Genomic DNA, 26,146 nt, shown 5'->3' on the forward strand with positions numbered 1-26,146 from the left:
AATTAAACGACTCCGCTTACACTACCCGCGCAAGCCCCGTTTCTCCCAGAAGGTACGATAGCTCTGTAATCATAGCCATATTGTGCGCATCAACTCGAGTAGGTATCTCCATGCGCATAATGTCGCCGGTTGTACTTTCAATACGCAGCTCAACGCAATCATTGCCTCGATACTTCTTAAAGATTTGGCTCAGCAACTCGTAGTTCGAGCGGGAAAATTCCGATGATGGCATGTGCAGCTCAAGTACGCGTGGCCGCGCATTGCTTTCATTAAGTTCAATGGAACTTACCCTCGAACAGATAAACTGCGTGCCGCGGTCAGAGCGCTCAAGCTTGCCGCAAACGCCCACGATGACATCGCCCTGTGCTTCTCCTGTTTCCGAATCAACGGTACCAACAAGCGTTGACGCGTACTTTTTGTAGGCCTTCGGAAAAAGCACCAGCAGGACAGATCCTTCCATATCTTCCAGCGTCACGATAGCCATAGGGTCGCCGTTTTTGGTTACGCGCTTCTGAATACCCGTTACCATACCAGCAAGACGAATGGTCTCCCCTTCCGGAACCTTGAACTTCTCTTTGATAGCGCCGCTCGGAGAACGATACTCCTCTATCGCGTCAATATCAGCCAGCTCATAGTCGCGCGCAAGTGAAAGCGCATAGGCATAAGGCGTCAGCGGATGATCCGAAACGTAGATGCCCAGCACGTCAAATTCTTGGTCAAGCTTAAAGCGGCGCTCCCATTCCACGCCATCGGGCTCGGGAAAACTCTCCGTAAATCCGGAGCCTTCTATGTCCGAGAAAATATCAAACATTGAAATCTGTCCGGACGCCTTGTCTCTTTGGCGTTTTGCGGCGGAATCCAGAAGATTTTCCGGATTGTTCTTGTCAATAAGTCCCATAAGCTGCATGCGCGTATATCCCGTTGAATCAAATGCGCCTGCCTTGATAAGTGCCTCGACCACGTTACGCTTTGCTTGGCTGGCATCCATACGGTCGATAAAATCACGAAGATTGGTAAAGGGACCGCCCTTTTGACGCTCAGCCATAATCGCCTCAGCAACACCGGCGCCAACACCGCGGATACCCGCGAAGCCAAAGCGGATACCTTCTTTTGTTGCGGTAAAGTCACGCCCGGACTCATTGATATCCGGCTGACTGACTTTAATGCCTTCCTGTCGACAGGCCGCAACGTAGTGGACGATTTTATCGGTCTTGCCCATGAATGACGTTAAAACCGCCGCCATGTACTCATGAGGGTAGTGAGCCTTCAGCCAGGCCGTTTGCATGACCAAAATAGCATACCCCGCCGAGTGCGACTTATTGAACGCGTAGGATGCGAACTTAAGGACATCGTCCCAGATAGTTTCCGCTACTTTTCGGTCAAAGCCGTTGCGGACAGCACCGTTTTTCCAGTGCTGCTCCATAGTTTCATCAACGCCGTCGTCCCAGTGCTGGACAACCTCCTGCATGAGCTTGATCTTCTTTTTTGCCACAGCCTTGCGGACCTTATCGGACTCGCCTGCCGTAAAGCCGGACATCTTCATAGAAATCTGCATGACCTGCTCCTGATAGACCATGGTCCCATAGGTCTCGGCCAAAATATCATGCAGACGGGGATCGTAATCGACAGGCTCTTCTCGGCCGTTCATGCGGTTGATGTAGCTGGTAACCATGCCAGCACCAAGAGGTCCGGGGCGATACAGCGCGATAAGAGCGACGACATGCTTGAACTCCGTAGGCCTCATGCCTTTGATGGTGGCTGTCATGCCGGCGGACTCAACCTGAAAGACGCCGGCTGTGCGACCGTCCGACATGAGCTTGAATATCTCGGGATCGGTAAAGGGAATCTCATCAACGTTAATATCCACGCCAAAGTTCGCCTTGATGTTTTTGAGCGCGCGGGAGATGACGGTCAAAGTGCGCAAGCCCAAAAAGTCCATCTTCAAAAGGCCCATATCGGCAACGGAATGGCCTTCGAACTGGGTGATTTCAACCTCGCCTTTGGTGTCCATCTTGGTGGGTACGTGATCGTTGACGGGCGTGGGCGCAATCAGAACAGCGCAGGCGTGAACTCCCTCACCACGATGCAGGCCTTCGATGGCAAGGGCGGCATCGATAATTTCGCGGGAGACTTCCTCGGAGTTATACGCTTCTTCAAAATCGGGATTATAGAGGTCGTTCTTCTCGCCATCACCCTTGTGGAGCACGCTTGAAAGATGCGCTTTGGGGTCGTTGGAAATCATTTTAGACAGGCGCTGGCCCTGGTAGACGGGATAGTCAAGCACGCGACACGCATCGTTTATGGCTTGCTTCGCCTTAATGGTTGAGTAGGTGATAACGTGGCTGACACGCTCGGGGCCGTAAAGCTGACGGACGTGATCAATGACCTCAAGGCGACGTTCATCGTCGAAATCCATATCGATATCGGGCATCTCGGAGCGTTGCGGCGAGAGGAACCTCTCAAACATGAGGCCGTTTTCAAGCGGATCAAAGGTAGTGATATCCATCGCATAGGCAACGATGGCTCCCGCTGCAGATCCGCGGCCGGGGCCGACGCCAATACCGTTTTGTTTGGCCCAGCGCACATACTCTTGAACAATGAGGAAGTAATCTGCAAAGCCCTTCTTGCAGATAATGTCATATTCATACTCAAAACGCTCTTTGACGTTGATGCCGCTGATCTCTACCTCGCGCCAGTTCTGGCCATAGCGCCTGGCAAGACCTTCCTCGCACTCCTTGCGGAAGCGCTCCTCGGAAGTCTCCCCCTCCGCCAGGTCCGGGAACTTAGGCAGGTACATATGGGTCCAGTCAAGCTCGTAGTTACACTTGGCGGCAACCTCAAGCGTGTTGTCGATGACCTCCGGAGCCCACGAGAAGATCTCCCGCATCTCTTCTTCCGTCTTGAAATAGAACTCCGTACCCGACATACGCTTTCTGTTGGCGTCGGCAAACTTTGAACCGGTGCCGATACAGCTTGCAATGTCTTGTACAGAGGCATCTTCACGCGTGAGGTAGTGATTATCGTTGGTAGCAACGACCTTGATGCCCAGTTTGTGGCCAAGGTTGAGGATATGCTCTGAAAGCGTGCGATCGTCAAAACCGTTCCAATTGGGATCGGACAGGCCGTGATCTTGCACCTCAAGATAGAAATCATCTCCGAAGATATCCTTGTAGATGAGCGCCCATCTCTCAGCTTCTTCGGGTTGCCCCGCAAAGAAACTCCTGGGAATGATGCCGGAAACACAGGCGGATGTGCAGATGATGCCCTCATGATAGCGGCGGAGCATATCAAGCGTAGTACGAGGCTTGAAGTAGAACATCTCCTTGCTGGCGGCCTCAGACATCATCTTCATGAGATTGACGTAGCCCGCCTCGTTTTTGGCGAGAAGGATCAGATGGTAGCGCGTCTGTTTGGTACCGCGCTCGATGCAGTCATTAGTAATGAAATAGGCCTCGCAGCCGAAAATAGGCTTGATGAGCGGATGCGGTTTATTTGCCTTTACCGCTCCTATATCATGCGTTTCATTCCAAATGGACACATCGCGCTCCCACTGGCGGTGCCTTTGATCATGCTCTCCTGCGTCAAGAGCATCCGCCGGCGGTTCCTCCAGGTCCCAGCCTTTTTGAAAGCACTCGACATCCGTGCGCCATTGCTGCATATCCTTTTGCGCGTCATTGTATTTGCGGCAGGCAAGATCAAAATCAGGGATACCAAACAAATAACCGTGATCCGTAAGGGCAAGCGCCGGCATCTTCAGATCAACCGCACGTTTGACCATATCGTTTACGCGTGTAGCGGCGTCCAGGATGGAAAAATCCGAGTGGTTATGGAGGTGTACGAAGGCCATATTCTCTCTCACATCTTCAGGTTGCACTTGTGTGCCGAGGCCGCCGCTCCCCCATACGAGAAGAGCTTTCCCGGCGCTGTTTTTCTCGCTTCTCTACTATACCTGAAAGCGCCGTTTTTTGCCTGAGATACAAACATATGTTCTAGCTGCCAAAAGCTAAAAAATCGCAGGTAAAATTCGTACAAGTAATTTATCGGCTGATAATAAAATTTGCACCTCACGGAAATGTAGTTATCCGTAGATATCGGCCAACTCTCTGCATGATCGAGAGGTGAATGGCATTCTGCCATCTGACCTGAAGAAGGAGCCGGCGCTCTGAAGAGCCGGCTCCTTCTTCATTCCATCGGTTCGGCAAAGCGTATGTCTCACTATCAGAGCTCTTTGCCGTTCGTGGCAATGCAGTGCTGGTACCAGGCAAAGGAGTCCTTGCGATAGCGCTTGAGGCTCCCGTTGCCTGCATCGTCCTGGTCTACATAGATGACACCGTAGCGCTTGCTCATCTCCATGGAGCCACAGGAAACGAGGTCGACGAATCCCCACATCGTATAGCCGATCACATCGACGCCTTCACATACTGCCTCGCGCATCTCGCGTATATGCTCTCTCAGATAGTCGATGCGGTAGGGGTCGTGGATAGAGCCATCTTCCTCGAGCACGTCGTATGCGCCCAGACCATTCTCTGCCACAAAGACTGGCAGCTGATAGCGGTCATAGACCTGATGCAGCGTGATCCTGAGCCCCATCGGATCCATCTGCCATCCCCAGTCGCTCGTCTTGAGATAGGGGTTCCTGTTTGCCATGACCAGATTCCCGGCAGTCTTCTCCCAACCTTGATCGGTAGTAGAGACCTGGGAGAAATAATAGGAGAATGCCGTGAAGTCGATCGTGTTCCGAGCGATGGCCTCGAGGTCTCCTGGCTCGATCTCGAGCGAGATGCCGAGTATCTCGAAATAGCGGTCCATATAGGCGGGGTAGGTGCCGCGTGCCATTACATCGAGATAGAACCAGTTCGAATACTGGTCGTCGAGGATCATCTGCATCACATCTTCCGGCCTGCAGGTAGCCGGGTAGGTCGTAAAGCGGGCGATCATGCCGCCGATCATAGAACCCGGGCAGATCTTGTGACCTGCCTCGATGGTCAGGGCATTGGCAACGAACTGGTTGTGCAGGCATTGGAAGATTGCTTGGTCAAAGTTCTCTTCCTGGTCTTCGATCAGGCAGACGCCGTTATAGGGATTGAAACGCCCTGCATTGAATTCGTTGAAGGGAAGCCAGTAGTCGACTAGGCTGCCCAGGCGCTCGAAGAGCGTCGTCGTATAGCGCACATAGGCATCTACCGTCTTTCTGCTTTTCCATCCGCCGAAGCGCTGGACGAGGGATTCCGGGATATTGTAGTGGAGCATCGTTGCAAAAACCTTGATGCCGCGCTTGTGGCATTCATTGAAGAGATCCTCGTAGAAGGCAAGCCCTTCTTCGTTGGGTTCTGCATCATCCCCGTTCGGGAAGATGCGTGCCCAGCATATCGAGGTGCGCAGAATCTTGATGCCGAGCTCCTGGAAGAGGTCGAGATCCTCATGGTAGCGGTGGTAGAAGTCGATGCCGTGTCGGAAGGGATAGTGCTCGGTATCCTCCAGATCGGCGAGCGCACGTTCGAGCTTGAGCGTGCTCATGCGGCGGTTGGCCTTGTCTGCCCGCTCCGTACGGGTCCACGCCGGATCGAAATATCGCAGATCCTGCGTATCGAGACCTTTCTCGCCATCTTTCCACCCGCCTTCCGCTTGGGAGCTTGCCATCGCACCTCCCCAGAGAAAGCCCTCCGGAAAGCCTGTAGGTGCCTTAAATGTCCTGTACATGGTTAAAATCCCTGCCCTGTTGATCGAGGTGTCCTGAGAGGACCGGACCCGCCATCGGGTCCGGCGCAAGCAGCTTTCTATGCCGCTTCCTTCTTGGTGATTGCATAGGAGATAGCGAAGCTCGAAGCCCATGCCACTGCCATCGTAATGAGGAGCATGAAGAAATTCGATCCTCCGTCCACGTAGGTGGCGATGGAGGTGATGCCAGGCATCGAGAAGGCATAGGTATGGACGCCGAGAAGCATGGCCACTGCACCCGCAATAGCGCCCCCTGCCATCGAGGCATAGAGCGGTACCTTCATCGGAACCGCAATACCATAGAGTGCTGGCTCGGTGACGCCGAGGATTGCAAGGAGGCCGGTCGAGACAGCGGTGGACTTGCTGGAGGTCCCCTGCTTCAGCTTGAGCGAAGCGGCAAGGACGGCACCAGATACAGCAAGGTTCGAATAGAAGAAATTCGGCAGCATATAGTCATAGCCCAGACGGCTGAGGTTGTCGAGCTCTACCACTGACCAGCCTTTGATGCCGAAGATGATCGTGAGCGGGATGATGCCGCAGAAGAGGGCTCCGGCAAGCGGACCTGCCACCGTGAAGAAAGTGCCAAAGAAAGAGGCCATGGCAACACCGATCCAGTTGCCGAGCGGCGCCACGAATGCCAGGATGATGGGACCGGCAATCAGGAAGGCCAAAAAGCCCGAGAAGACGATACGGATATTCTTGTGGATATGCTTGTCGATCAGCCTGAAGATGAGGGAGAAGACCCAGACGCCGAGGATGACGGGAAAGATCGTGTTCTTGTAGTTGATGATAGGAATGTTGAAGAATAGGAACGGCAGCGAGGTCAGCCCGTCGGCATTGCTCATAAAGGTCGGATACATGATCATGCCGGCAACGCAGAGGCCGAAGGCCGGGTTCACCTTGAAGCGATTGGCCGAGGAATAGCCGATAATGAAGGGCATAAAGTAGAAAGGCGCATCGGCAACAGCATTCAAGACGACGATGTTGGGATCTTTGGAGGAAAGCCATCCGAAGGCGACGATCGTAGCAGTAACGCCCTTGAGCATGCCGCCGGCAATGATACCGTAGAGTGCCGGCGTGACGATAGCGGCAAGCGCGTCGAGAAGACGGGTGACCCACGCAAACCTGCCTCCCTTTGCTGCATCGGAGCCCCCGCCCATGGTCTGCGTCAGGATATCGCCTTCATCTCCCTTTTCGGGGTCATAGTCCGCATCGACACTTCCGCCTTCAGGAATGCCAGCTACCTCGCAGAACTCGTGATAGACATCCTCGACCTGCGTGCCAATGACGATCTGGACCTGGCCAGCTGCATCGAGCACCTGGAGCACCCCTTCAATTTTTTTCAGCCCATCGAAATCGACTTTGTCCTTGTCCTTCACGATGAGGCGCAGACGCGTGATGCAATGGAATGCCTGCACGATATTGTCCGATTCCCCGATGTTATCGAGGATATTCCGGCACAGCTCCTCATACTCCATGAGTTCCCCTTTCGATGTGGGACTGCCCTTCCTTGACTCAGAAGTGTACGGAGGCCCCTTCCGTGATACCATGGCGGAAGAAACTGTCTTGACTGACCTAACTTACACTCTTGTTTATCTAAGTGATGACATGCAGATTTCCGTCTTATATCGTCACATGCAGAAGAGCATGCTGTCCTCATAAATCCCCCCCTCTTGGAAGGAGCAGATGATGGAAGAGGCTGAGCTCGATCAAGCACTCCGGGAAACAACGCCGGCAGAACTCCGCCATCGTATGGAAGGTCCCGGCCAGCTTTCCGAGCGCTATCGCAAGATTGGTAAGGTCATGGTCGATGGACGCGAAGTCTATCTCTTCACCTTCAACACGCTGCTGAAGGAATCGAACTTCTGTATCCGCAAGGAGTCCCGCTATACCCATATCCCCGACCATATCCACAAAGCCTCCGAGCTCCTCTATGTCTATTCCGGCTCCTGCACGCAGATGGTCGACGGGACCGAAGTGCGCATGTCTCAAGGAGATCTCTGCATCCTCGACTCGGGGGTCGTGCACAGCATCGGATACCTCGGCGAAGACGATATAATCATCACCATCGTGATGCGCAAGGAATACCTCAAGCACAAGCTCCTGGGACGTCTGGGAGAAGGCGGCATCATCAATGCCTTCATAGCCTCCGCCATCTCGGAGCGAGCAGAGCATGACAGCTTCTATGTGCTCAGGAATATGAGTTCCGAAGCCCGCCATCATATCGTACAGATCCTGAGCGAGTACTTCAGCCACGATGTCTACAACGAAGAGATCATTGCTGCCGAGATGGTGCTCCTGTTCTGCAGGCTGCTGCGGCAGTTCCGCGATACCGACCTCCAGAAGAAGTCCCAAAAGAGCTTCGATATCTTGCCGGTCCTGCGCTACATCGAAGAGAACTATGCCGACGTGACGCTTGCCAAGGCAGCTGCGCACTTCGGGTTCAGCCCCAACTATCTGAGCAAACGCATCAGCTCAGAGACCGGACACACCTTCAAGGAGCTTGTAATCCTCCAGCGAATGAGCACGGCCTACTTCCGCATACAGAACTCCCAGGATCCTATAGCCGAAATCGCCGAAGAGGTCGGCTACGAGAATCTGAGCTACTTCTACTGCAAGTTTCAGGAAATCTTTGGCGTGAAGCCTGGCGCACTCAGATCAGGGCTTGGAGCTTCTTCCCTCTGAAGGCTTGACCAAGCCCCAGTGCCCAGACATCTCAGGGACAGCTTCCCGGAGCAAGAGACAGCACGAGCGACGAGGACCTCCCCCAAAGCGCCGTCGGCGATGCCTTGAGTCCCGCCTCCGCGATGACGGACCTCGTCTGCACGACCGCGATGGATGCGCAGATGTCGCCGAGGATCTTACTCCGCACGGCAAGCTCCGTCCACTTCGAAAGGGGCAGCAGGCCTGCATGGCCCTTCGCGGTCAAACGGACTAAGTTTCTATAAGGTAACTCTTTGAAATTGATCGCTGCCTCTGGGCATATACTTAAACGGTTCTGTCATTCAAGCCGTAAAGGAGTATCTATGGACGAAATGAAAAGCATTACCTTCGATGACGTTTCTTCCGCGCAAGACAACTTTGTCTCTGAGCGTGCGAACCTGGTTGCTAAAAACGCCGCCACTGCCGCCGGCGTACGCAAAGCAGCGCGCGTTCCCGAGGGTGTCGCGGAAAATCCGCTGTCATTTGACATAGAGGTCAAGCAGGGTGAGCGTACCAATCAGAAGCACTCCGGCCGCTGCTGGATGTTCGCTTCTCTCAACACCTTCCGCTACCGTATTATCAAAACATACAACCTTTCCACCTTTGAGCTTTCGCAAGCCTATCCCCTGTTCTGGGACAAGATGGAAAAATCTAACTGGTTCCTTGAGAATATCCTCGATACCCTCAACGAACCGCTCAACGGTCGTCTTGTTTCGTTCCTGCTAACTGATCCCATCGGCGACGGTGGACAGTGGGATATGTTCAAGAGCCTCGTAAAGAAGTACGGCGTCGTACCCAAGGAAGCCATGCCTGAAACCGAGAACTCCAGCAATACGCATGACATGGACAAGTACTTGACTCGTTACCTGCGCGGAGCAGCTAAACGCCTGCGTGAGACACACGAAGCCGGAGAATCAGAGGAAACACTTCGAGAAATGAAGAAAGAAATGATGAGCGAGGTCTACGCCCTTCTCGTCACCTGCCTCGGAGAGCCTCCAGCGCGCTTTGAGGTACGCCTGCGCGACAAGGACGACAAACTCGTAGCTGCTGGCACCTACACTCCCCAACAGTTCTTTGACGAGTTTGTTGACATGAACCTTGACGATTACATCTCTCTCATCTCAGCTCCGACAGCCGACAAGCCTTTCAATCATACCTATACGGTCTCCCGTCTGGGCAATGTCATTGAAGACGGCGGCGTACGCTACATCAACCTTGAACCGAAAGAGCTCAAGCGCGTGGCCATCGCACAGCTTAAGGATAATCTGCCGGTGTGGTTTGGCTGCGATGTTGATCAGTCGTATCTCCGCGATGAAGGCATTATGGACACTCGTGCTTTGGATATCGACGCTCTTTTCGGCTTCCCGGTCGAAGGCGCGCTCAATAAGGCGGAGCGCCTTGACTATGGTGAGTCGCTCATGACGCACGCCATGGTACTTGAGGGTGTCAACCTTGATCAGAATGACAAACCGACCCTTTGGAAGGTAGAGAACAGCTGGGGCAAGGATCACGGCCGCGACGGCTTCGATACTATTTCGGATTCCTGGTTTGATGAGTACGTCTACCAGGTCGTCGTTGACAAGAAGTATCTGACTGAAGAACAAAAGCACATCTTTGAGACTGAAACGCCAACGGTACTTGAACCCTGGGATCCCATGGGATCACTCGCCCGCTGCCGCTAAACGCATATCGCAGCAACAGCGTTTTATGTAATTCACAGTAAGGAGACTGTATGTCAGAAGCAACCATTGACCCCAAATGGGCCGCAAAACAGCAAAAGGCATTTAGCAAAGATCGGGCTAATCGTATTGCACGTAACTCTGTCACGTCCATGGACGTTATGGCGGCGGCTCGTGACGTTACCGCCATGCGCAGCTACACCGATACGTACGGCATTTCCATTCCCAAGACCGGCGATATTACCAACCAGCGCCAAAGCGGCCGCTGCTGGATGTTTGCCGCCTTCAACGTCCTGCGTCAGGAAGCCATCAAATTTTTGGATGTGGATACGTTTGAGTTTTCGCAGGCATACGGTATGTTTTATGACAAGCTTGAAAAAGTCAATTCAACGCTTGAATACATCATCGAAACTACCAACAAACCTGCTGATGATCGCTTGGTGCAGACGCTTCTTACCGAGGGCATCGGAGACGGTGGCTATTATCCCTTTGCCATGAACTTAGTAAAGAAGTACGGCCTGGTTCCCAAGAGTGCCATGCCTGAGACTGCATGCTCTAAGAACTCAGACCAGATGGACGCACGCATCGACCGTCTTTTCCGCAAAGACGCCACACTGCTCCGCAAGGCCGCGGCCAACGGAGCAACCCTTGATGAGCTCCACGCAACCAAACAAAAAATGCTTGGCGATTTCTACAAGATTCTTTCCGTCTGCCTTGGCGAACCGCCAATCAAGTTTGACTTTGAGCTCAAGGTTGGCAAGAATTGCAAGGCTGATGCCAAGAAGCTTTCCCCAATCGAGCCTTCCGAAAAAACAGACGATGCCGACTCCGCCAAAGAGAACCGCAAAAAGAATACTGCGAACAAAAAGGGCGAAACAGACGAGAAGGACGAGAAAGGCTCCCAGATTCTGCGCGACTTTGGTATTACGCCGCTCCAATTTGTCGAACGGTATTGCAACATCAACCCGGAGAACTTTGTTGCGTTGGTTTCCATTCCCGGCACCCAGTTCCCCTACGGTAAGGTATATCGTGTCAAGCATGTTGATTCCGTTCTCGGTGGGCTGAAGACACGCTGCCTGAACGTTGAGCCTGAGGTTCTTGAGGCCGCAACCATTGCCTCTCTTAAAGCGGGACATCCGGTTGCCATGGCATGCGATGTCATGCAGGAATTCCCCCGTCGCATTCAGGATTTCAATTACGTCCTGTCTACCGATACCGTTGATTTCAACGGTCTTTTTGGCGTTGACTTTGACATGGATCGTACGTCCATGATTGACCACTATGAAACCTACCTCACGCACGCCATGACCTTCCAGGGCGTTGAGCTTGACAAAGACGGTAAGGCAAAGCAGTGGCGCATTGAGAACAGCTGGGGTAAGGATGCCGGTAAGGATGGTTATCTCATCATGAGCGCCGATTGGTTCCGCCTCTACGGTGGAGAGTCCGACGTTCGCCGCGAGTACGTTTCCAAAGAGCTTCTTGAGCTTTGGGACGACGAGTCAAAGGACGTTGAGGTGGAACTCTGGTCCGGTATGGGCCGCGCACTCGGCGGTCGCGGACGCAACTAGTACGCAGCCAAAGACGTACCCACACAAGCGGACAGCTCACGGGGTTGTCCGCTTTTTGTACGCCTCGCCTTAGAACGTATCAAAGCGCGGTGCTTCCACCGTCGGCACAAGATCACCTGAGCCAAGTTCTCTCAGCGCATCCACAAACGCCGCCTCTTCTCCGCTTTTGAAATCCATTGCGAGAAGTACTTCCGCTCCAAAGTCGCTCCGTACTATCTTGCCCCCAGAATCAGAAACCATATGACATATCCGCTCGTAGCGCGTATACGGAACGCTCAGCACCACGCGGGTAACCAACCGCATTTCAACAAGTGAGTTGTTCTTCTCGGCATCCATAAGAGCAATCTGTGTCGCTGCGGTATATGCGCGGACCAAACCTCCCGGACCAAGCAACGTGCCGCCGAAGTAGCGCGTTACCACACAGCATACGTCGGCAAGACCGGCGCCATGTAAAACCTCAAGGATTGGCATACCGGCGGTACGTGACGGTTCACCGTCGTCAGAGCAGCGCTCACGACCATCCGAAAGAACCCATGCCGGCACGTTATGGCGGGCGTCATGATAACGCGCGCGAACGCCGGCGATATAGTCGTTCGCCTCATCTTCGGACACAATATGAGTAAGTTGGGCAATAAAACGGCTCCGGCGATCCTCATAAATGCCGGTCGCTTCAAAGCCCGAAGCAAGCGTTTTGTATGACAAACGACTCACTATTAGTTGGCAGCCTTCGCAGAGACGCAAAGGATGGGAGCGCCCGCTTCAATCTTTTCGGTCGGCTCTACGGGAGTAACGCCTGCAAGCTCAGAGGTATTGGTTATCGCAATGATAATAACCTCAGGATGTTTCGCGGCGTGGATTTTTTTCAAATCAAAGCTCATGAGCGGTTGACCAGCCTTGACTTCCTCGTCCTGTTTGACAAAAGAGATAAAGCCATCTCCGCGCATCTCAACAGTATCAACACCGACATGAATCAGAATCTCAAGGCCGTCTTTGGAGGTAAGGCCAAGCGCATGCATGGTTGGAGTGGTCGCACTGACAACGCCGCTTACTGGGGCGTAGATGACGCCTTCTTCGGGCCAGATACCATAACCCTCGCCCAAAACACCGCCGGAAAAAACAGGATCGGGAACATCGGCCAAGGCAACGCCACGACCCGTAGCAGGCGCGAAAACGGTCAGTTTTTTCTCATGTACGTGGATAGGCTCCGGCACGGCGTTCTTCTCGCCAGCAGACTGTTTCTTCAGAAAATCCAGTAGGCCCATAATCTCCCCCATATGGCTCGCTTGAATATCACTGCTTTTAATAGTACCAGTGTCGAATGCGCCGCGTAGCAAACTTTTCTATTGGGCTCGATTTAGTGTTACAATCGCCTCTGCAAAGCGGGCCAGACGACCGCGGGGCGACCATCCAGTCTTGGAGGGCTGCCATGAGGAAAGTCCGGGCTCCACGGGCAGGATGCTGGCTAACGGCCAGGCGGGGTGACCCGACGGAAAGTGCCGCAGAAAAGAAGACTCTCACCTGCGCGCAAGCGTAAAGAGAAAAGCTGAAACGGTAGTGTAAGAGACTACCAGCGCTCTGGCGACAGGGCGGCTTGGTAAACCCCCATCCGGAGCAAACGCAAATAGGAGCGCTATGGTGTAGCCCGCACTGCGCTCGGGTTGCGCGCTAGAGGATGTCGGCAACGGCATTCGTAGATAAATGGTCGTCCACGACAGAACCCGGCTTACAGGCCCGCTTTGCTCTTTCCAAAAAATCGAGAAGATCCGTGGTTTTCGGCTATCTCCTATCCCTATCTCTTATCCCTTGTCCCCTATGCCTTGTCCACCGGAAAACACACACCCGTGTCATAGCGCGCGTCGGTGAGAACCTGAGACACCGCCAAGCTGATTTCAAGCTGACGAGCGCAATGTTTTCTGTTTCCGGTATCAATAGCACGGGCAAAGGCTTCAAATTCCGCCTGATAATGATTCGCAGGATTGAGATCAATCTCTTCCTCTGCTTTCCCGCGCAGCAGAAGAGTCGCACGGCCACACACTCCAGGCGCCGTATGCTGTACAAGATAGCCCTTCTCGCCCTCGATAACCGAGCGGTTTGGTCCATCGCAATCCTTTGCGTCCAGCGCCACAGCCTGAAAATCACCGTAATCAAGCGTCGTAATACCGGAAGTATCAATGCCACGCTGGATAGTAGCGGCGCGTCGCACTCGCTGAGGCTTGCCAAAAAGACCCACAATCCACGTCACAGCATATAGGCCGATATCCATCAAGGAGCCACCTGACGCCCCCAGGGTAAACGCGCGCGGATTCTGTCCTGCGCAAAAAGCGTCATAGCGGCTGGAATATTGACTGTACTCTGACGACACGAGCCGTATTGCGCCCAGTTGCGGCAGCGCTTCCCGGATAGCCTGATAGTTTGGTTGATAAAGCGTTGTAGTCGCCTCATACAGGAAGAGATTTTTCGCGCGAGCAAAATCTGCTAGCTTCTGAGCCTCAGCAAAATTCGATGTCATCGGCTTCTCAACAATGACGTTCTTATCCGCCTCAAGCGCAGCTTGAGCAAGCGAGAAGTGCGTGTTGTTGGGGGTGGTAATGTAGACCGTATCAAACTCAGCGCCTGCCAGGGCGTCCTTGAAGGAGCTATAAGCGGCACTTCTCATCAGCTGCGCGAGCTCTTGAGCTGCGTCAAAGGAGCGCGGCGTGCTCACCACCGCGGCAAACTCATAGCCCCACGCCACAAGGTACGATACAACTTGATGCGCGATCTTTCCGGTGCCAATCACTGCGAGTTTCATGTCATTTCCCTTCTTGCGCTTCTGATGCTAAAAGTATACGTCGAGCTGCCACAGAGCCTTTCAAGAGCTGCAAAAAACGGCGAAACGCTCGAGCAATCTGGCACACGCCTGCCGGATATGTCTACAATGAAATATCAAAAGCAAGGCAAGCAGATTGGAACTTCATGCCCTCCTACAAGCTCATCGCAAGCGATCTTGATGAAACGTTGCTTGACTCGAATCATTGTCTTCCTGAAAACGCGCGCAAGGCCATCCTTGCCGCGAGAAACAAAGGGGTCAAGTTTGTTCCCGCGTCAGGCAGAAACTACCAGAGCATTCAGATTACCTTGAAAGAGCTTGGTCTTTATGATCAACCGAATGAATACACCATCTCGTTTAACAGCGGTGTTATCACCGAAAACAAAGGCAACCGCGTCATCAGCATGGAAGGTATATCGCGCGCATTCGCGAATGAGGTGCTGCAAAGAGCGCTTGCCCTCGGCAATCTCTGCGTTCATGTGTATACGGCTCACAAGATCTGGGCGTGGAACGTTCCTGAAATTGAGCGCCGCTATACTTGCAAGCTGCAAAAGATGGATGAAACCGATGAGCCAAACCTCGACTTTCTCGCCGACGAGCAAATCATTAAATGCCTGGTCATGAATACGAACGTAGCGTATCTTCACCAGCTTGCGCAAGAATGGCAGGATATCACGGACGACATAGACGTCAGCTTTTCTGCCAATCGCTATCTTGAATTTAATAAAAAGGGCGTCAATAAGGGTACGGGCCTCCTGCGCCTGGGAGAAATTCTCGACATTCCCGCAGAAGAGATTATCGCTATCGGAGATAACTACAACGACCTGCCCATGGTTAAAACCGCAGGCCTCGGAGTACTCATGGCAAACGCCCCCAAAGAACTTAAATGTCAAGCGGACTATGTGACTACCCTCGACAACAACGCCGGCGGCGTCGCTGAGGTTATCGAGAAATTCGTTCTATCCTAGCGTCAAAAAAGACTATATGTTCTCACTAGGGATACGAACTACCTTAGTTCCTCCAATGAAATCGTGCAGCGCGCGATGGCCTTTGGTAAACCACAACATAGCCACACTTATCAAACTGATTGCAATGCCCACATACATCCCATACGCTACATTGATTCCCAAGACGAGCTGCAATACATTGCGAAGGACCGTGCTTGCCGTCACGAGAGCGCCTTCCACAACAATAATGCCTATAACCTGCCTCAGCAAAAGCTGAGACACTGATGCCTTTGAGCCATCCGCCGAAACGATTTTTACATGCAAAAAGTGCTTTCCTAGGGTCTGACCCTGCCACACCAACGCGGGCAACACTACAAAGTACAAAACCGCGCAAAGCAGCGAAAAAAATCCTGCAACAAGCCCATAGGGAGCTTCAAAAGAGAGGATGTTTTGCATAGTCACATCACCATAAAGTTTTTGCGCGCAAATGGCCATCGGAAGCGCTGTCACTAAGGCACCAATATACCAATCGATTAGATAGGCGATAAAACGTACGCCAAGATGGGCGTCAGGCAAAAGATTCGTCTTGCCAGGCGCTACGCAGCGCTCTTGAATATCTACATTAGCATTTTTGATATCGGTATCCACTTTATCCTCTTACATGTTCTGTCGCTAGGCTGGCAGTTCCGAGACGTTTTTGACAAGCTGACAAACGCGTTCGAATGTAACTTTTTCATACCCCACAGTGTCCGCGCCGTCAAGGTAGGCAAAGCTTACGAAAGGCGATTGGGTGGTGGGATCCTCTACCTTACTCTTGCACGAAGCGTGCACCTGGCCCACGTTAGTCTCCCGTATAAACCGACTCACATTATCCGGCGTAATGCCCGAACCAGGAAGAATCTCAATCTCAGCACCATACTCTCTTTGAAGACGTGCAATCAAAGACACGCCGGCAAGCGCGGTCGGACGCTGTCCTGAAGTGAGGACTCTGTCGGCATGAACCAGTTCGATAAGAGCCTCAATGGCATCAAAAGGTTGAGGTGTCATATCAAAAGCACGATGAAAGACCGCAACAGCACCCGCCTCATGGACAATATCGGCCAATACGCGCGAGCGAGCTAGATCTACCGTGGAAACAGGCGTCAGTATGCCAAAGGCAATCCCATCCGCACCTGCTGCAAGGAGCGCTTTCGTTTCTGCTTTCATCTGCTCAAATTCAGCGTCTGAATAGGCAAAACCGGCGGCACGCGGACGAACCATGCATATCGTTTCAAGTGAGGTATGTGCTTTGACAAGCCGCAGACTTGCGGCGCTTGGCGTCAGACCTCCCAAAGGCAGGGCAGAATTGAGTTCCACCCTCCGTGCGCCACCCTTTTCCGCAGTCAGAGCATCGGCAAATCCTCCGCAGCAAATCTCAACAATGCGACCATGCATACCTTGAGCCTTTTGCACGTATCCTGTCTCCGACGTATCTTCAATCTTCGAAATATGCCTGCCCTTAGACACGTATTCTGTCTTTCGCATAGTTGAGGCGACTCCTTTTCACAGACTTTGTCTTACCGGGAAAGCTCGTAAAGACTTAAGGCGTAAATCTTCGCGTTTTTGATGATATCGCTGATGGACATCCACTCGTCTGGCAGATGTCCTATACCCTTTTGTCCGGGAAACGAAGGTCCAAACGGCACAATATGAGGCATCAGTTTGGCATAGGTCCCGCCTGTAGTAGTTACCGGCGTACCATCAAGCCCCGTCACACGCTCATATGTTGATTGCAGTGTTTTTACAAGATGAGAAGAGCGGTCAAACCGCACAGGATCCCAGTTTAGCACTGTTTCTACACGTATTTCCGGAAGAGCCGCTTGTATACGACCTAGCAGTTCAGCTGCAGTAATACCTGCGGGATAACTTATGGCCATTTCAACATAGCGCATTTGAGAATCAATACGGTAGTTTTTTGTCTGGAGTTTTCCAAATTCCTTATGCGCATATGCAATCCCAAAAGTCTCCCCTGTATCGCGAGTATTCAAGACACATGAGTTTAGGAGACCTGCAACATCTTCAGGCTTGCCACTTCGCGGGAAAAGACGGACTACAAGCCGACCACGCTCGGCATATACCACCGGATACTTGCAGTCAGGCGTAAAGCCCATAACGGGTGGCTTCTCATGTGCAAGGTAATACTCAAGATCTCCAAAGCCGGTTTCTTCATTGCAACCGAATATGATTCGGATCTGGGTTTCTGGCTCAAATCCTAATTTTTTGAGAGCGGCTAGCGCGTAGAGACACGCGTAGATAGGACCTTTGTTGTCAAGAACACCTCTGCCGTATATGATGCCCCCTGCTACTTCCGCGCCAAACGGCTCATGTGTCCATCCAAAACCAGCAGGTACTACATCCAGATGACCTACCGCACAGATATATTCTTCCGATGAGCCAAAGGATGCGTATCCCATATAATCATCAACGTTTTTTGTTGTGAATCCAAGCTCAGAAGCATCAAACAACGCCTGCTTAAGAGCGTACTTTACTCCTATTCCAAAAGGAGCCTCAGGAGTCGGTTCGCCTTGCACGCTGTTAATGCGCGCGATGTTTTTGATGGCCTCAATCATATATGGCGCAAAAGCGTCAACAGCCTTGAAGATAACTTCATCAGAGAATGTGTTTTTCGCAGAAACAGCCATTTTTATATCAGCTCCACCGGCGCAGTACGCGCTGTCATGTATTCATCAAGCCACGCTTTCGTGGCCGGTTGATAGACGGTATGGGAGCCTTGGCGCTCTGCAACGTACACGACAGGTGCAAGTTCTTCTGTAGCCACCACAAAGGAAAATCCGTCTATATTGGTAGCCGCACCCCATGCTCCCTGAGCATTCATAGCAACGATTGAAAGGTCTCCTGCAGAGCCACGCACGCGCCTGAGCTTCTCATCAAGAGCGGCAACTGCTTGCTCGCATGCTTCCTGAGGTCTCAGACCCTCTCCCATAAGCCGTACCACCTCATATGAGATGCAGCCTCTCATGCAGTCCTCACCCAGACCTGTTACTGTGGCACCACCACGACAGCTATCGGCATAAAGTCCCGCTCCACATATGGGAGAATCACCAATGCGTCCAGGACGTTTCATAAACAGTCCACTGGTAGAAGTTGCCGAGGCAATCGTGCCCTTAGCATCCAGACACACCATACCAACAGTATCGTGACCCGCATAGGGTTTCAGATCCGTATGAATAGCTGTGCCGCCATCAGTTTTGAGACGGTTCATATAGCGAATTCTCGCTCGGTCAGTAAGCATTGTTTTGCGCTCAAACCCCTGACGTGCCGCATACTTCTCGGCACCTTCTCCCATCAGCACGCAATTGGCAGTAGTTTGGGAAAGAGCGCGGGCAATAGATACGGGATTTGCAAAATCCTTGAGAGCCCCAACGGAACCGAAAGCAAGTGTATCGCCGTCCATAAAGCCAGCATCAAGCTCTACGTCTCCTTCAGCATTGGGAAGACCACCAAAACCTACGGATTTGTAATACGGGAAATCCTCCACTTTACGGACGGCGGCTTCAACGGCATCACCTGCCGACTCACCTTCTGCAAGCATACACGCCGCTCCGGAGACGCCTTCCAACGCCATACGCCATGTAGCAATAATTCCCCACATACTATCCGTCCTCCGTTCTTTTAAATCTCTCTTTAGCCCGAAGTCACTGCTTTATCGTTTGCCGCTGCTACACGTTCGATTATTTTGTGTACATCTCTTTTTTGTATACGCCTCTTTGCGGTACGTTAGAAGCAATATTCCTTTTGAAGTTCGCTGATACGGACACTGTCACCGGAATGCAACGCATCAGCCAGATCACAAATCGCGCGCAATGAACGGTCAAGGCCAATCCCGCCCTTCTTGGGAGTTTTCACCAACGACACGCGGTCTTTGTAGACAGCAATAGTCTCTTCGTTTTCCTCGGAGAGTGCTGCAAATGCCTGAGATGTACCCGTCTCCTGTACGGCAAGAGCAACTTCAGCAGCCATACGACCAAAACCGAGGTAATTGAAAGCGGGACCGCATATGACTACGTCAGGCTTTATCTTCTCGACCATAGCGCAATACTTGCGAAGGCATTCCTGTCTGTTTTGAGCATAGTAGCCGTCGCCACAGTACAAACACGCCAGAACATGACCGTCAATTGCCTTCAAATATGGCTCCATCATGATTGCGGGTCCAACGGCACCCTTCATGATTCCCAAAGGAACCATATGATCATCTTTAATGCCGGCGCCCGCCTGGATCTGATCGAATACCATCACTATCTTCATATGCAAATCCCGCCTTCCAAACGCGTCTAACCGCGCATACTTGCATTCAAAATCAAAACGAAAATCGTACGCATCACAGGTCATCAAAGGAAAGGTTATCAAGGTCGATATCGTCAGCCTCATCAGTCTTGGCCATCTTGGCAACGCTCTCCCGCTCTTCCTTAAGATATTCGTTATCCATAGCCTTAATAAACGGTATGTAGATAAAGACGCCCATAACAAGAAGGAGCGCTTGCAGGAGCGCACCGGCCCAGTTGGTAGCCAGGAAACCGGAAATAATAACCGGCATCGTCCAGGGAATATTGATACCTGAACATACCGGAACCAGTCCGAGCGACATACAAGCATAAGAAATTACGATATTGAGCGTCGGAACCAGCATAAAGGGAATTAACATCGCGGGGTTCAGCACAAGGGGAAGGCCGAAGACAATTGGTTCGTTGATGCCAAAAATACCGGGCACGAGAGCCAACTTTGAAAGTTTCTTTATGCGCTCAGACTTGCAAACCATAAACATGGCAATAACAAGAGAAAGCGTTGAGCCACAGCCGCCAAAAGTTGCAAAGAGATCTTGGAACTGTTGACAGATAATGTGAGGGGATCCAGCCCCAGTGGTAAAGAAAGCTACGTTTTCAGCTGAAAGCGTCTGAAGAATAGGATTGAATACGGCGCCTACCACAGAACCGCCGTTGATGCCAAAGAACCAGAAAAGGTGCAGGAAGATATAGGCAACTACCATAGCCCCTAGCGTATCACCAAGATTGAGAAGCGGCGTCTGCAAAAACTTGTAAACGATGGTAAACGCATCGGTTTGCGCAAGACCGAGCACGAGGTTGATGCTAAAGAAAACAATCATAACAACGCAGGCAGGAATAAGTGCTGAGAAAGACTTGACGACAGTGGGAGGTACTCCGGGAGGCATCTTGATAGTCCAGCCCCTGTCTTCAACCCATTTATAAATGTGAACAGATACAAAAGCACAGATAATGCCGATAAAGATACCTTTAGCGCCGACCCATCCGGTAGAGATGCCTGGAATAGTCACAGCAGTCTTCTCGCCATTGATAAGCGCAGATCCGTTCACCCAGTACGGCATAAGAAGGAACCAGGACATGACCGCAGTCGCCGCGGCAAAAATCTTATCCGTCTTCATCTCACGCGCAAATGAATAAGCAATGCCGATCACAGCAAAGATTGCCATAATTGAAAAGGTTGCCGACGAGGGTTTAGACACAAAGGCTTCGAGCGTTTCACCAGTACTTTGATTGATGACAACGGAGGAAAGCCACTCCGTCCAAGCCGGAATAGGAAAGTTGGCAATGAGTAGGAAAATCGAGCCAGCGATAAGCAAGGGCGTCAGAACAAGAAAGCCGTCGCGAAGCGCAACAAGATACTTGTTCTTACCAATAGCTTCCGCAAGCGGCAACAGCATTTTTTCAAGCCGTTCCATCATGGTGCTTTCTCCAATCCACGCAAAGATCCGATACTGTTTTGTCTTACTGTGCTGATTTGGCCTGTTTGATAAGGAGAATGGCCTTTTTAAGGACCTTCTCTCCGTCCATCAAACCATATGATTCTTTATCAATAAGGCTGATGGGTATTCCCGTCGGGCCGAACCTTTTAACTGTTTCGCTATACATATGTGAGACTTGGGGGCCCAGAAGAATGCAGTCAGGACGTTCGGCCTCAATGATTTGCCCGATAGAGTCAACCGGCTTCGCCTCAACGGTAATCGGCAACTTATGATTATCAGCTACCTGCTGCATTGCATATGCCAACATACTTGTAGACATTCCAGCACTGCAAAAAAGGAAAATCTTTTTTGTGTTTCCCATATTCCTCACCTCCTTTCACCACTATCCATCATTCCTAGTTAGTTGCATTTTTTCAAGGTGGAACCTCCGTCAACGGTAGAAAAAATCCGTCCTTATGCAGAAGCCCACAAAATAGCCGGACGATAAAGAAAACGACAGGTCCTTAAGGGGACCTGTCGTTCGCTGGGAGCGTGCACTGTATTTACTTCAGAGCGCCAGCATGCATTACATGCTTTCTTGTCTTCTTACAGCTGACCGACAAGGTCAAGACCCGGCTTCAAAGTTTCGGCGCCGGGGTGCCACTTGGCAGGACATACCTGATCGCCATATTGCGCGACAAATTGAGCAGCCTGAAGCAGGCGCAAAAGCTCATCGGCATTGCGACCGATGCCACCGGCGGTGACCATCTCAACTTGAATGACGCCTTCAGGATCAACGATAAATGCGCCACGCTCAGCCTGACCGGCTTCCTCTATCAAAACGCCAAAGTTTCTTGCAAGCACCTGCGCGGGATCGGCGAGCATCGGATAGGTTACCTTAGAGATACGCTCGGACTCATCATGCCATGCCTTATGCACGAATTCAGTGTCGCAGGAAACGGAATAAATCTCCGCGTCGATTTCTTGGAATTTGCTGTAGTTTTCTGCAAGATCCTCAAGCTCGGTCGGACAGACAAACGTAAAGTCAGCCGGATAGAAGAAGAAAAGGCTCCACTTCCCCAGCGTGTCTGCTTTTGAGACAGTCTTGATTTCATTGTTTTGGAAAGCCTGCACCGTAAAATCTTTGATTTCGTTGCCAATCTGGGACATGTCGTCCTCCTTCAGTCGGGGTTATCAGACAACGTCAAGGTATTGCTACCTTGCTAGTAGTAATACCCACAAGTTAGCTTATTCTAACTATCTTCTGACAACATTTTGAGACGAAAACTTCTGCTGTACAACAGTCACTGTCACAGGTAATCTTGCAGTCTTCGCGCTAGTACATAAATGCATAAAAAGTACTAGCGCACACGTTGGAACACAAGGTATCGGTTAAGATTTTCATCTTTCCCATCTGCGCTAAACTGCGCGCATATGCGCACGTGAGAGCCAAGCTGAGCAATAAGGTCATCAAGCTCGTCTTGTGTAAAGTGATGGCAGTATCGCCATGCATGAGCTTCGTCCTGCCAGCCTAGCAGGTAGTCGTGTTCCTCTAAAACGTCTGCGTCCATCTGGAGCTGCTGCAAAGCCTGGGCTGTTGTTGTATTGGCTTTAGCGGCTAATTTGACACTGTTCATAAATTGCCAAAATGAGATACAGAGATATCCTCCCGGTTTGGTTTTGTCTAGCAGAGTACGCACAAGCTGCACCCGATTTTGAGCTCCCGGCACATGGTGCATAAAGCCAAAGGCAACTACTAAGTCAGAGGCCGGCATCTTCAGCTGAGACGCCAACGTATTGTCCAACAGGCTGTTCACTACATCCATTTTGACAAAGACAATCCGATCATCCGCCGCTCCGCAGTGAACCAGCGGCTCGCAATTATCTATCGCAACATACGCCGCGGGTTTGACGCCCGATTTCATCACAAATCGAGCAAAGCGTAAGTTACCGCATCCCACATCAAGCACACGGGGCTTCTCGGCAGCCATAAAGCGAGGCATGGCATCCAAACACTGCTGCCAGCCTTGCCAAGGCGCCTGACGCGTGGCAGAGAAGCTCTGAGCCTGCTGCGCATAGAACTCAGAGGTAATGTGGCTGAGCAGACGCGCGGTCTGCTTGCTGTCAGATGAGGTACCGGCAATGTTCATATGAGTATTCATACGTGGATTTTATCTCACTATCGTTACCCCGACCGACGTGAAGTCAGGCTGACTGCGTATAATGCGAGTATGAACGAACTCATATGGGACATACTAGAGAAACTTCGCGCGAGCTCTCAGAGCGCTCTTGACGCCCATCAGCTTGAGGTGTTGCTCCGCTCACACAGCGGTACTGTCAACAACATCAGCGGCATAGATAGCCCAAAACAGATTCCCAAACGTGCTGTCCTGCCCTATTTTTTACAGGTCAAGAACAAAAATGCTGAGCTGTGGCGCTCTTGGAACGTTACGCCCGAGCTGGAAGCGCGCTTTATACACTCGGTGCGCATGAAACCGCGGCGCACTGCCTCGGGTGTAGCCACCATTACGGTCATCACACGACCACATACCTGCTCAAGCAATTGCCTGTACTGTCCCTGTGATCTACGCATGCCCAAAAGCTATATTGCCAACGAGCCGGCCTGTCAGCGTGCGGAGCAAGCATTCTTTGACCCTTACGTACAAGTTGCCGCTCGTCTGCAAGCACTGCATCAGATGGGCCATTCCACAGACAAGATCGAGCTTATTGTACTGGGTGGCACCTGGAGTGATTATCCTGCGGACTATCAATACTGGTTCATAAGCGAGTTATTCCGCGCACTCAATGATTGGCCCCGTTCACCTCAGCAGATCGAGAAGCGCCTGCATTGGTATCGCTCTTTTGGATTGCAAAATACAGAAGAAGCGCTGTCTTCATTTGTTGCTCGTCAGCAAGCGGCCGTCAACGCGCATGCCGTAACGTATAATCAGGCCTTCCACAGGCTGTACGATACCAGCCAAGCACACCAAACTGCATGGTCTCATATGCGTGCTACTTTCGAAGATCTTCTTAAACAGCAACGTGCTAATGAGACTGCAGCCTGCCGCGTAGTGGGTCTGGTCATAGAAACGCGCCCTGATACGATCATACCCGCAAACCTGCGCATGTTCAGACAGCTTGGCTGCACTAAAATCCAAATCGGCATCCAAAGTACCCGGCAGGAAATTCTTGATGCCAACTTACGCCAAATGACTGTCGCGCAGATCAAACGCGCATTCTCACTTATTCGCCTCTATGGATTCAAGATCCACTCGCACCTTATGGTCAATCTGTTAGGTGCAACACCCGAGGCAGATAAGCAAGACTTTATCAATTTTGTAACTGACCCCGGCTATCTGCCCGATGAGATCAAACTCTATCCTTGCGCATTGGTAGACGGTACGCAACTGGTCAAGAAGTACCGGAAGGGACTCTGGCAGCCCTACTCCAAAAACGAGCTGGTAGATGTGCTGGTACACGACGTATTAGCGGCACCGACATACGTACGTATTTCTCGTATGATCCGCGATATTAGTGCCACCGATATTTTGGTAGGCAACAAACACACAAACCTGCGCCAAATGGTCGAACAAGAGCTCAATGATGGGGAAAAGGCTTCCTGTGTACAAGAGATCCGCTTCAGGGAGATCAACCAGCAACAGGTAAGTGCAGCTGAGCTCAGCTTACAGGACTACACCTATACTACTGCCGTAAGTGATGAGCACTTTTTGCAGTGGGTAACGAGAGATAACAAAATCGCAGGTTTTTGTCGGCTCTCACTCCCACACTGGGATGAGCTGGCGGCAGGCACATGCGACGTACATGCCGATGAATTGATAGTCCAGCCGGATCAGGCGATGATCCGAGAACTGCATATTTATGGCCAGGCTTTGTCTCTGGGCTCAGAAGGCATATCCGCGCAACATCAGGGTCTTGGCCAAAAGCTACTCGTACAGGCGGGTAAGATTGCTGCAGACGAAGGTTATACTGCCCTCAATGTGATCAGCTCCATTGGCACACGCGCTTACTATCGTGCGCAGGGCTTTAAGGATGCCGACTTATATCAGCAAAAAGAGCTGTAAAACTACATACATGCAATAAAGCCGGCATCAGATGACAGCTGCTCTATCTGATCAGACAAGAGGTGACAAAACCTTCTTAAAACCTGGCAAGAGATTGAAACGGCAAAATCAATAAGAAGCCTGCCACTTTTTTAAGCTGCCTAGCTGCCCCTTAAATCCCTACCTCAAAATTTCAGCATCAGATTGCTATTTAAAGGGCGCAGCCAATCGGCACACCTAGTGCTAAATTGAGCAACCTGAGAAATACAAGAGTTCATCGGCATTACAGCCGATTACTCAGCAGTAACCATCTGACCCGGATAACACTCTCAAAATCAGCGTAAAAGCACTGTACTCAGACTTACCGCACCATGCTTTGTACAGCGCTATTTACAACAGTACTATTGATTCAAAAAGAACACCAACGCGTATGCCGTCATTGCAAGCCAAAGTACACATGACAAGATCTTGAATACCGGTTTTGTTTCATTTCCTGTTACTGTTGCTGCAAGAAAGAGAACAGTAATAGGCACCAAAGACCATGCAAAAACCTTTGGACTTATCAACTGGAGCTGCAACAAAATTGAAGCAGCTACCGATATGATAATTTCAGCTAGCAATAACCTCCGACGCCATTTGAAATCTATAGTCATAATCAATAGAGACTTGCATCGACTATTGAAACATCTGTACGCCAAGGAGTATGGTTTCTCCGTCTATAGTATTAAACATATCTGAACCTTAAGAAACAGGTCATCGAGAAACCCGATGACCTGCGAACTTGTGGTGGGCGTTACAAGATTTGAACTTGTTACCTCTTCCGTGTCAGTCTTCCTTACTGCAAGAACAGGAAATTGCTGAGCGACAATAACGAACTATCTACCTAATGTTTTATGTACAATA

The 26,146-nt window shown here is 51.4% G+C and carries 20 protein-coding genes and 1 other RNA gene; 6 read left to right on the forward strand and 15 right to left on the reverse strand.

Annotation, left to right across the window (positions count from 1 at the left end):
• Positions 1-16: 16 nt before the first annotated feature.
• From dnaE to QM016_RS01905, 3 genes are all read right to left on the reverse strand, one after another.
• On the reverse strand, positions 17-3,847 hold the full coding sequence (dnaE, locus tag QM016_RS01895) for a DNA polymerase III subunit alpha (protein ID WP_282709973.1): 3,831 nt from the start codon (positions 3,845-3,847) through the stop codon (positions 17-19).
• Positions 3,848-4,218: 371 nt separating this feature from the next.
• Positions 4,219-5,700 carry a family 1 glycosylhydrolase gene (locus QM016_RS01900; RefSeq protein WP_035433584.1) on the reverse strand — a complete coding sequence of 494 codons (1,482 nt, stop codon included), beginning with the start codon at positions 5,698-5,700 and terminating at the stop codon, positions 4,219-4,221.
• A gap of 77 nt (positions 5,701-5,777) precedes the next feature.
• Entirely contained in the window at positions 5,778-7,196 is a 1,419-nt protein-coding gene (locus QM016_RS01905; protein ID WP_016476818.1) for a PTS transporter subunit EIIC, read from the reverse strand.
• Positions 7,197-7,407: 211 nt separating this feature from the next.
• Here QM016_RS01905 and QM016_RS01910 point away from each other — a divergent pair, with 211 nt between their 5' ends.
• The 3 genes from QM016_RS01910 to QM016_RS01920 all read left to right on the forward strand — a co-directional run bounded on the left by QM016_RS01910 (position 7,408) and on the right by QM016_RS01920 (position 11,668).
• Positions 7,408-8,403: an AraC family transcriptional regulator gene (locus QM016_RS01910; RefSeq protein ID WP_016476817.1), complete on the forward strand. Its 996-nt coding sequence runs from the start codon at positions 7,408-7,410 to the stop codon at positions 8,401-8,403.
• A gap of 341 nt (positions 8,404-8,744) precedes the next feature.
• On the forward strand, positions 8,745-10,103 hold the full coding sequence (locus QM016_RS01915) for a C1 family peptidase (protein ID WP_016476816.1): 1,359 nt from the start codon (positions 8,745-8,747) through the stop codon (positions 10,101-10,103).
• Between the two features lie 50 nt (positions 10,104-10,153).
• Entirely contained in the window at positions 10,154-11,668 is a 1,515-nt protein-coding gene (locus QM016_RS01920; protein ID WP_282709975.1) for a C1 family peptidase, read from the forward strand.
• Between the two features lie 69 nt (positions 11,669-11,737).
• Here QM016_RS01920 and QM016_RS01925 read toward each other — a convergent pair whose 3' ends face one another.
• Together QM016_RS01925 and QM016_RS01930 are read right to left on the reverse strand one after the other, a co-directional pair.
• The gene (locus QM016_RS01925; protein WP_282709976.1) at positions 11,738-12,379 is read right to left on the reverse strand and encodes a YigZ family protein; all 642 of its coding nucleotides are present in this window, start codon (positions 12,377-12,379) and stop codon (positions 11,738-11,740) included.
• Between the two features lie 2 nt (positions 12,380-12,381).
• Positions 12,382-12,930 carry a PTS glucose transporter subunit IIA gene (locus QM016_RS01930; protein ID WP_282709977.1) on the reverse strand — a complete coding sequence of 183 codons (549 nt, stop codon included), beginning with the start codon at positions 12,928-12,930 and terminating at the stop codon, positions 12,382-12,384.
• A gap of 114 nt (positions 12,931-13,044) precedes the next feature.
• On the opposite strand from QM016_RS01930, the gene rnpB reads away from it, so the two are divergent.
• Positions 13,045-13,410: RNase P RNA component class A (gene rnpB, locus QM016_RS01935), an RNA gene on the forward strand.
• Positions 13,411-13,478: 68 nt separating this feature from the next.
• On the opposite strand, the gene QM016_RS01940 is transcribed toward rnpB, so the two are convergent.
• Complete coding sequence (locus QM016_RS01940) at positions 13,479-14,459, reverse strand: Gfo/Idh/MocA family oxidoreductase (RefSeq protein ID WP_282709978.1); 981 nt, start codon at positions 14,457-14,459, stop codon at positions 13,479-13,481.
• Positions 14,460-14,623: 164 nt separating this feature from the next.
• Here QM016_RS01940 and QM016_RS01945 point away from each other — a divergent pair, with 164 nt between their 5' ends.
• On the forward strand, positions 14,624-15,445 hold the full coding sequence (locus tag QM016_RS01945; RefSeq protein WP_282709979.1) for a Cof-type HAD-IIB family hydrolase: 822 nt from the start codon (positions 14,624-14,626) through the stop codon (positions 15,443-15,445).
• A 12-nt stretch (positions 15,446-15,457) separates the two neighbouring features.
• Here the strand turns inward: QM016_RS01945 and QM016_RS01950 are convergent, their stop codons facing one another.
• The 9 genes from QM016_RS01950 to QM016_RS01990 all read right to left on the reverse strand — a co-directional run bounded on the left by QM016_RS01950 (position 15,458) and on the right by QM016_RS01990 (position 23,344).
• Complete coding sequence (locus QM016_RS01950) at positions 15,458-16,072, reverse strand: RDD family protein (RefSeq protein ID WP_282709980.1); 615 nt, start codon at positions 16,070-16,072, stop codon at positions 15,458-15,460.
• Positions 16,073-16,096: 24 nt separating this feature from the next.
• Positions 16,097-16,948 carry a copper homeostasis protein CutC gene (locus QM016_RS01955; RefSeq protein WP_282709981.1) on the reverse strand — a complete coding sequence of 284 codons (852 nt, stop codon included), beginning with the start codon at positions 16,946-16,948 and terminating at the stop codon, positions 16,097-16,099.
• Between the two features lie 32 nt (positions 16,949-16,980).
• Positions 16,981-18,105, reverse strand: coding sequence for a Sapep family Mn(2+)-dependent dipeptidase (locus QM016_RS01960; RefSeq protein WP_282709982.1), 1,125 nt, complete (start codon positions 18,103-18,105; stop codon positions 16,981-16,983).
• Positions 18,106-18,107: 2 nt separating this feature from the next.
• On the reverse strand, positions 18,108-19,076 hold the full coding sequence (locus QM016_RS01965) for a N(4)-(beta-N-acetylglucosaminyl)-L-asparaginase (RefSeq protein ID WP_282709983.1): 969 nt from the start codon (positions 19,074-19,076) through the stop codon (positions 18,108-18,110).
• A gap of 125 nt (positions 19,077-19,201) precedes the next feature.
• Entirely contained in the window at positions 19,202-19,729 is a 528-nt protein-coding gene (locus QM016_RS01970) for a GrdB-related putative oxidoreductase (RefSeq protein WP_282709984.1), read from the reverse strand.
• Between the two features lie 73 nt (positions 19,730-19,802).
• The gene (locus QM016_RS01975) at positions 19,803-21,182 is read right to left on the reverse strand and encodes a PTS sugar transporter subunit IIC (RefSeq protein WP_016476805.1); all 1,380 of its coding nucleotides are present in this window, start codon (positions 21,180-21,182) and stop codon (positions 19,803-19,805) included.
• A 43-nt stretch (positions 21,183-21,225) separates the two neighbouring features.
• A complete protein-coding gene (locus QM016_RS01980) occupies positions 21,226-21,564 on the reverse strand; it encodes a PTS sugar transporter subunit IIB (protein ID WP_016476804.1) in 339 nt (112 codons plus the stop codon).
• Between the two features lie 224 nt (positions 21,565-21,788).
• Positions 21,789-22,352: an alkyl hydroperoxide reductase subunit C gene (gene ahpC, locus QM016_RS01985; protein WP_016476803.1), complete on the reverse strand. Its 564-nt coding sequence runs from the start codon at positions 22,350-22,352 to the stop codon at positions 21,789-21,791.
• A 191-nt stretch (positions 22,353-22,543) separates the two neighbouring features.
• Complete coding sequence (locus QM016_RS01990; RefSeq protein ID WP_282709985.1) at positions 22,544-23,344, reverse strand: class I SAM-dependent methyltransferase; 801 nt, start codon at positions 23,342-23,344, stop codon at positions 22,544-22,546.
• 69 nt (positions 23,345-23,413) lie between these two features.
• Between QM016_RS01990 and QM016_RS01995 the strand changes: the two genes are divergently transcribed.
• Positions 23,414-25,264 carry an elongator complex protein 3 gene (locus tag QM016_RS01995; protein WP_282711442.1) on the forward strand — a complete coding sequence of 617 codons (1,851 nt, stop codon included), beginning with the start codon at positions 23,414-23,416 and terminating at the stop codon, positions 25,262-25,264.
• Positions 25,265-26,146 lie beyond the last annotated feature (882 nt).

It is taken from the genome of Lancefieldella sp. Marseille-Q7238 (assembly GCF_949152215.1).
Lineage (GTDB): Bacteria > Actinomycetota > Coriobacteriia > Coriobacteriales > Atopobiaceae > Lancefieldella.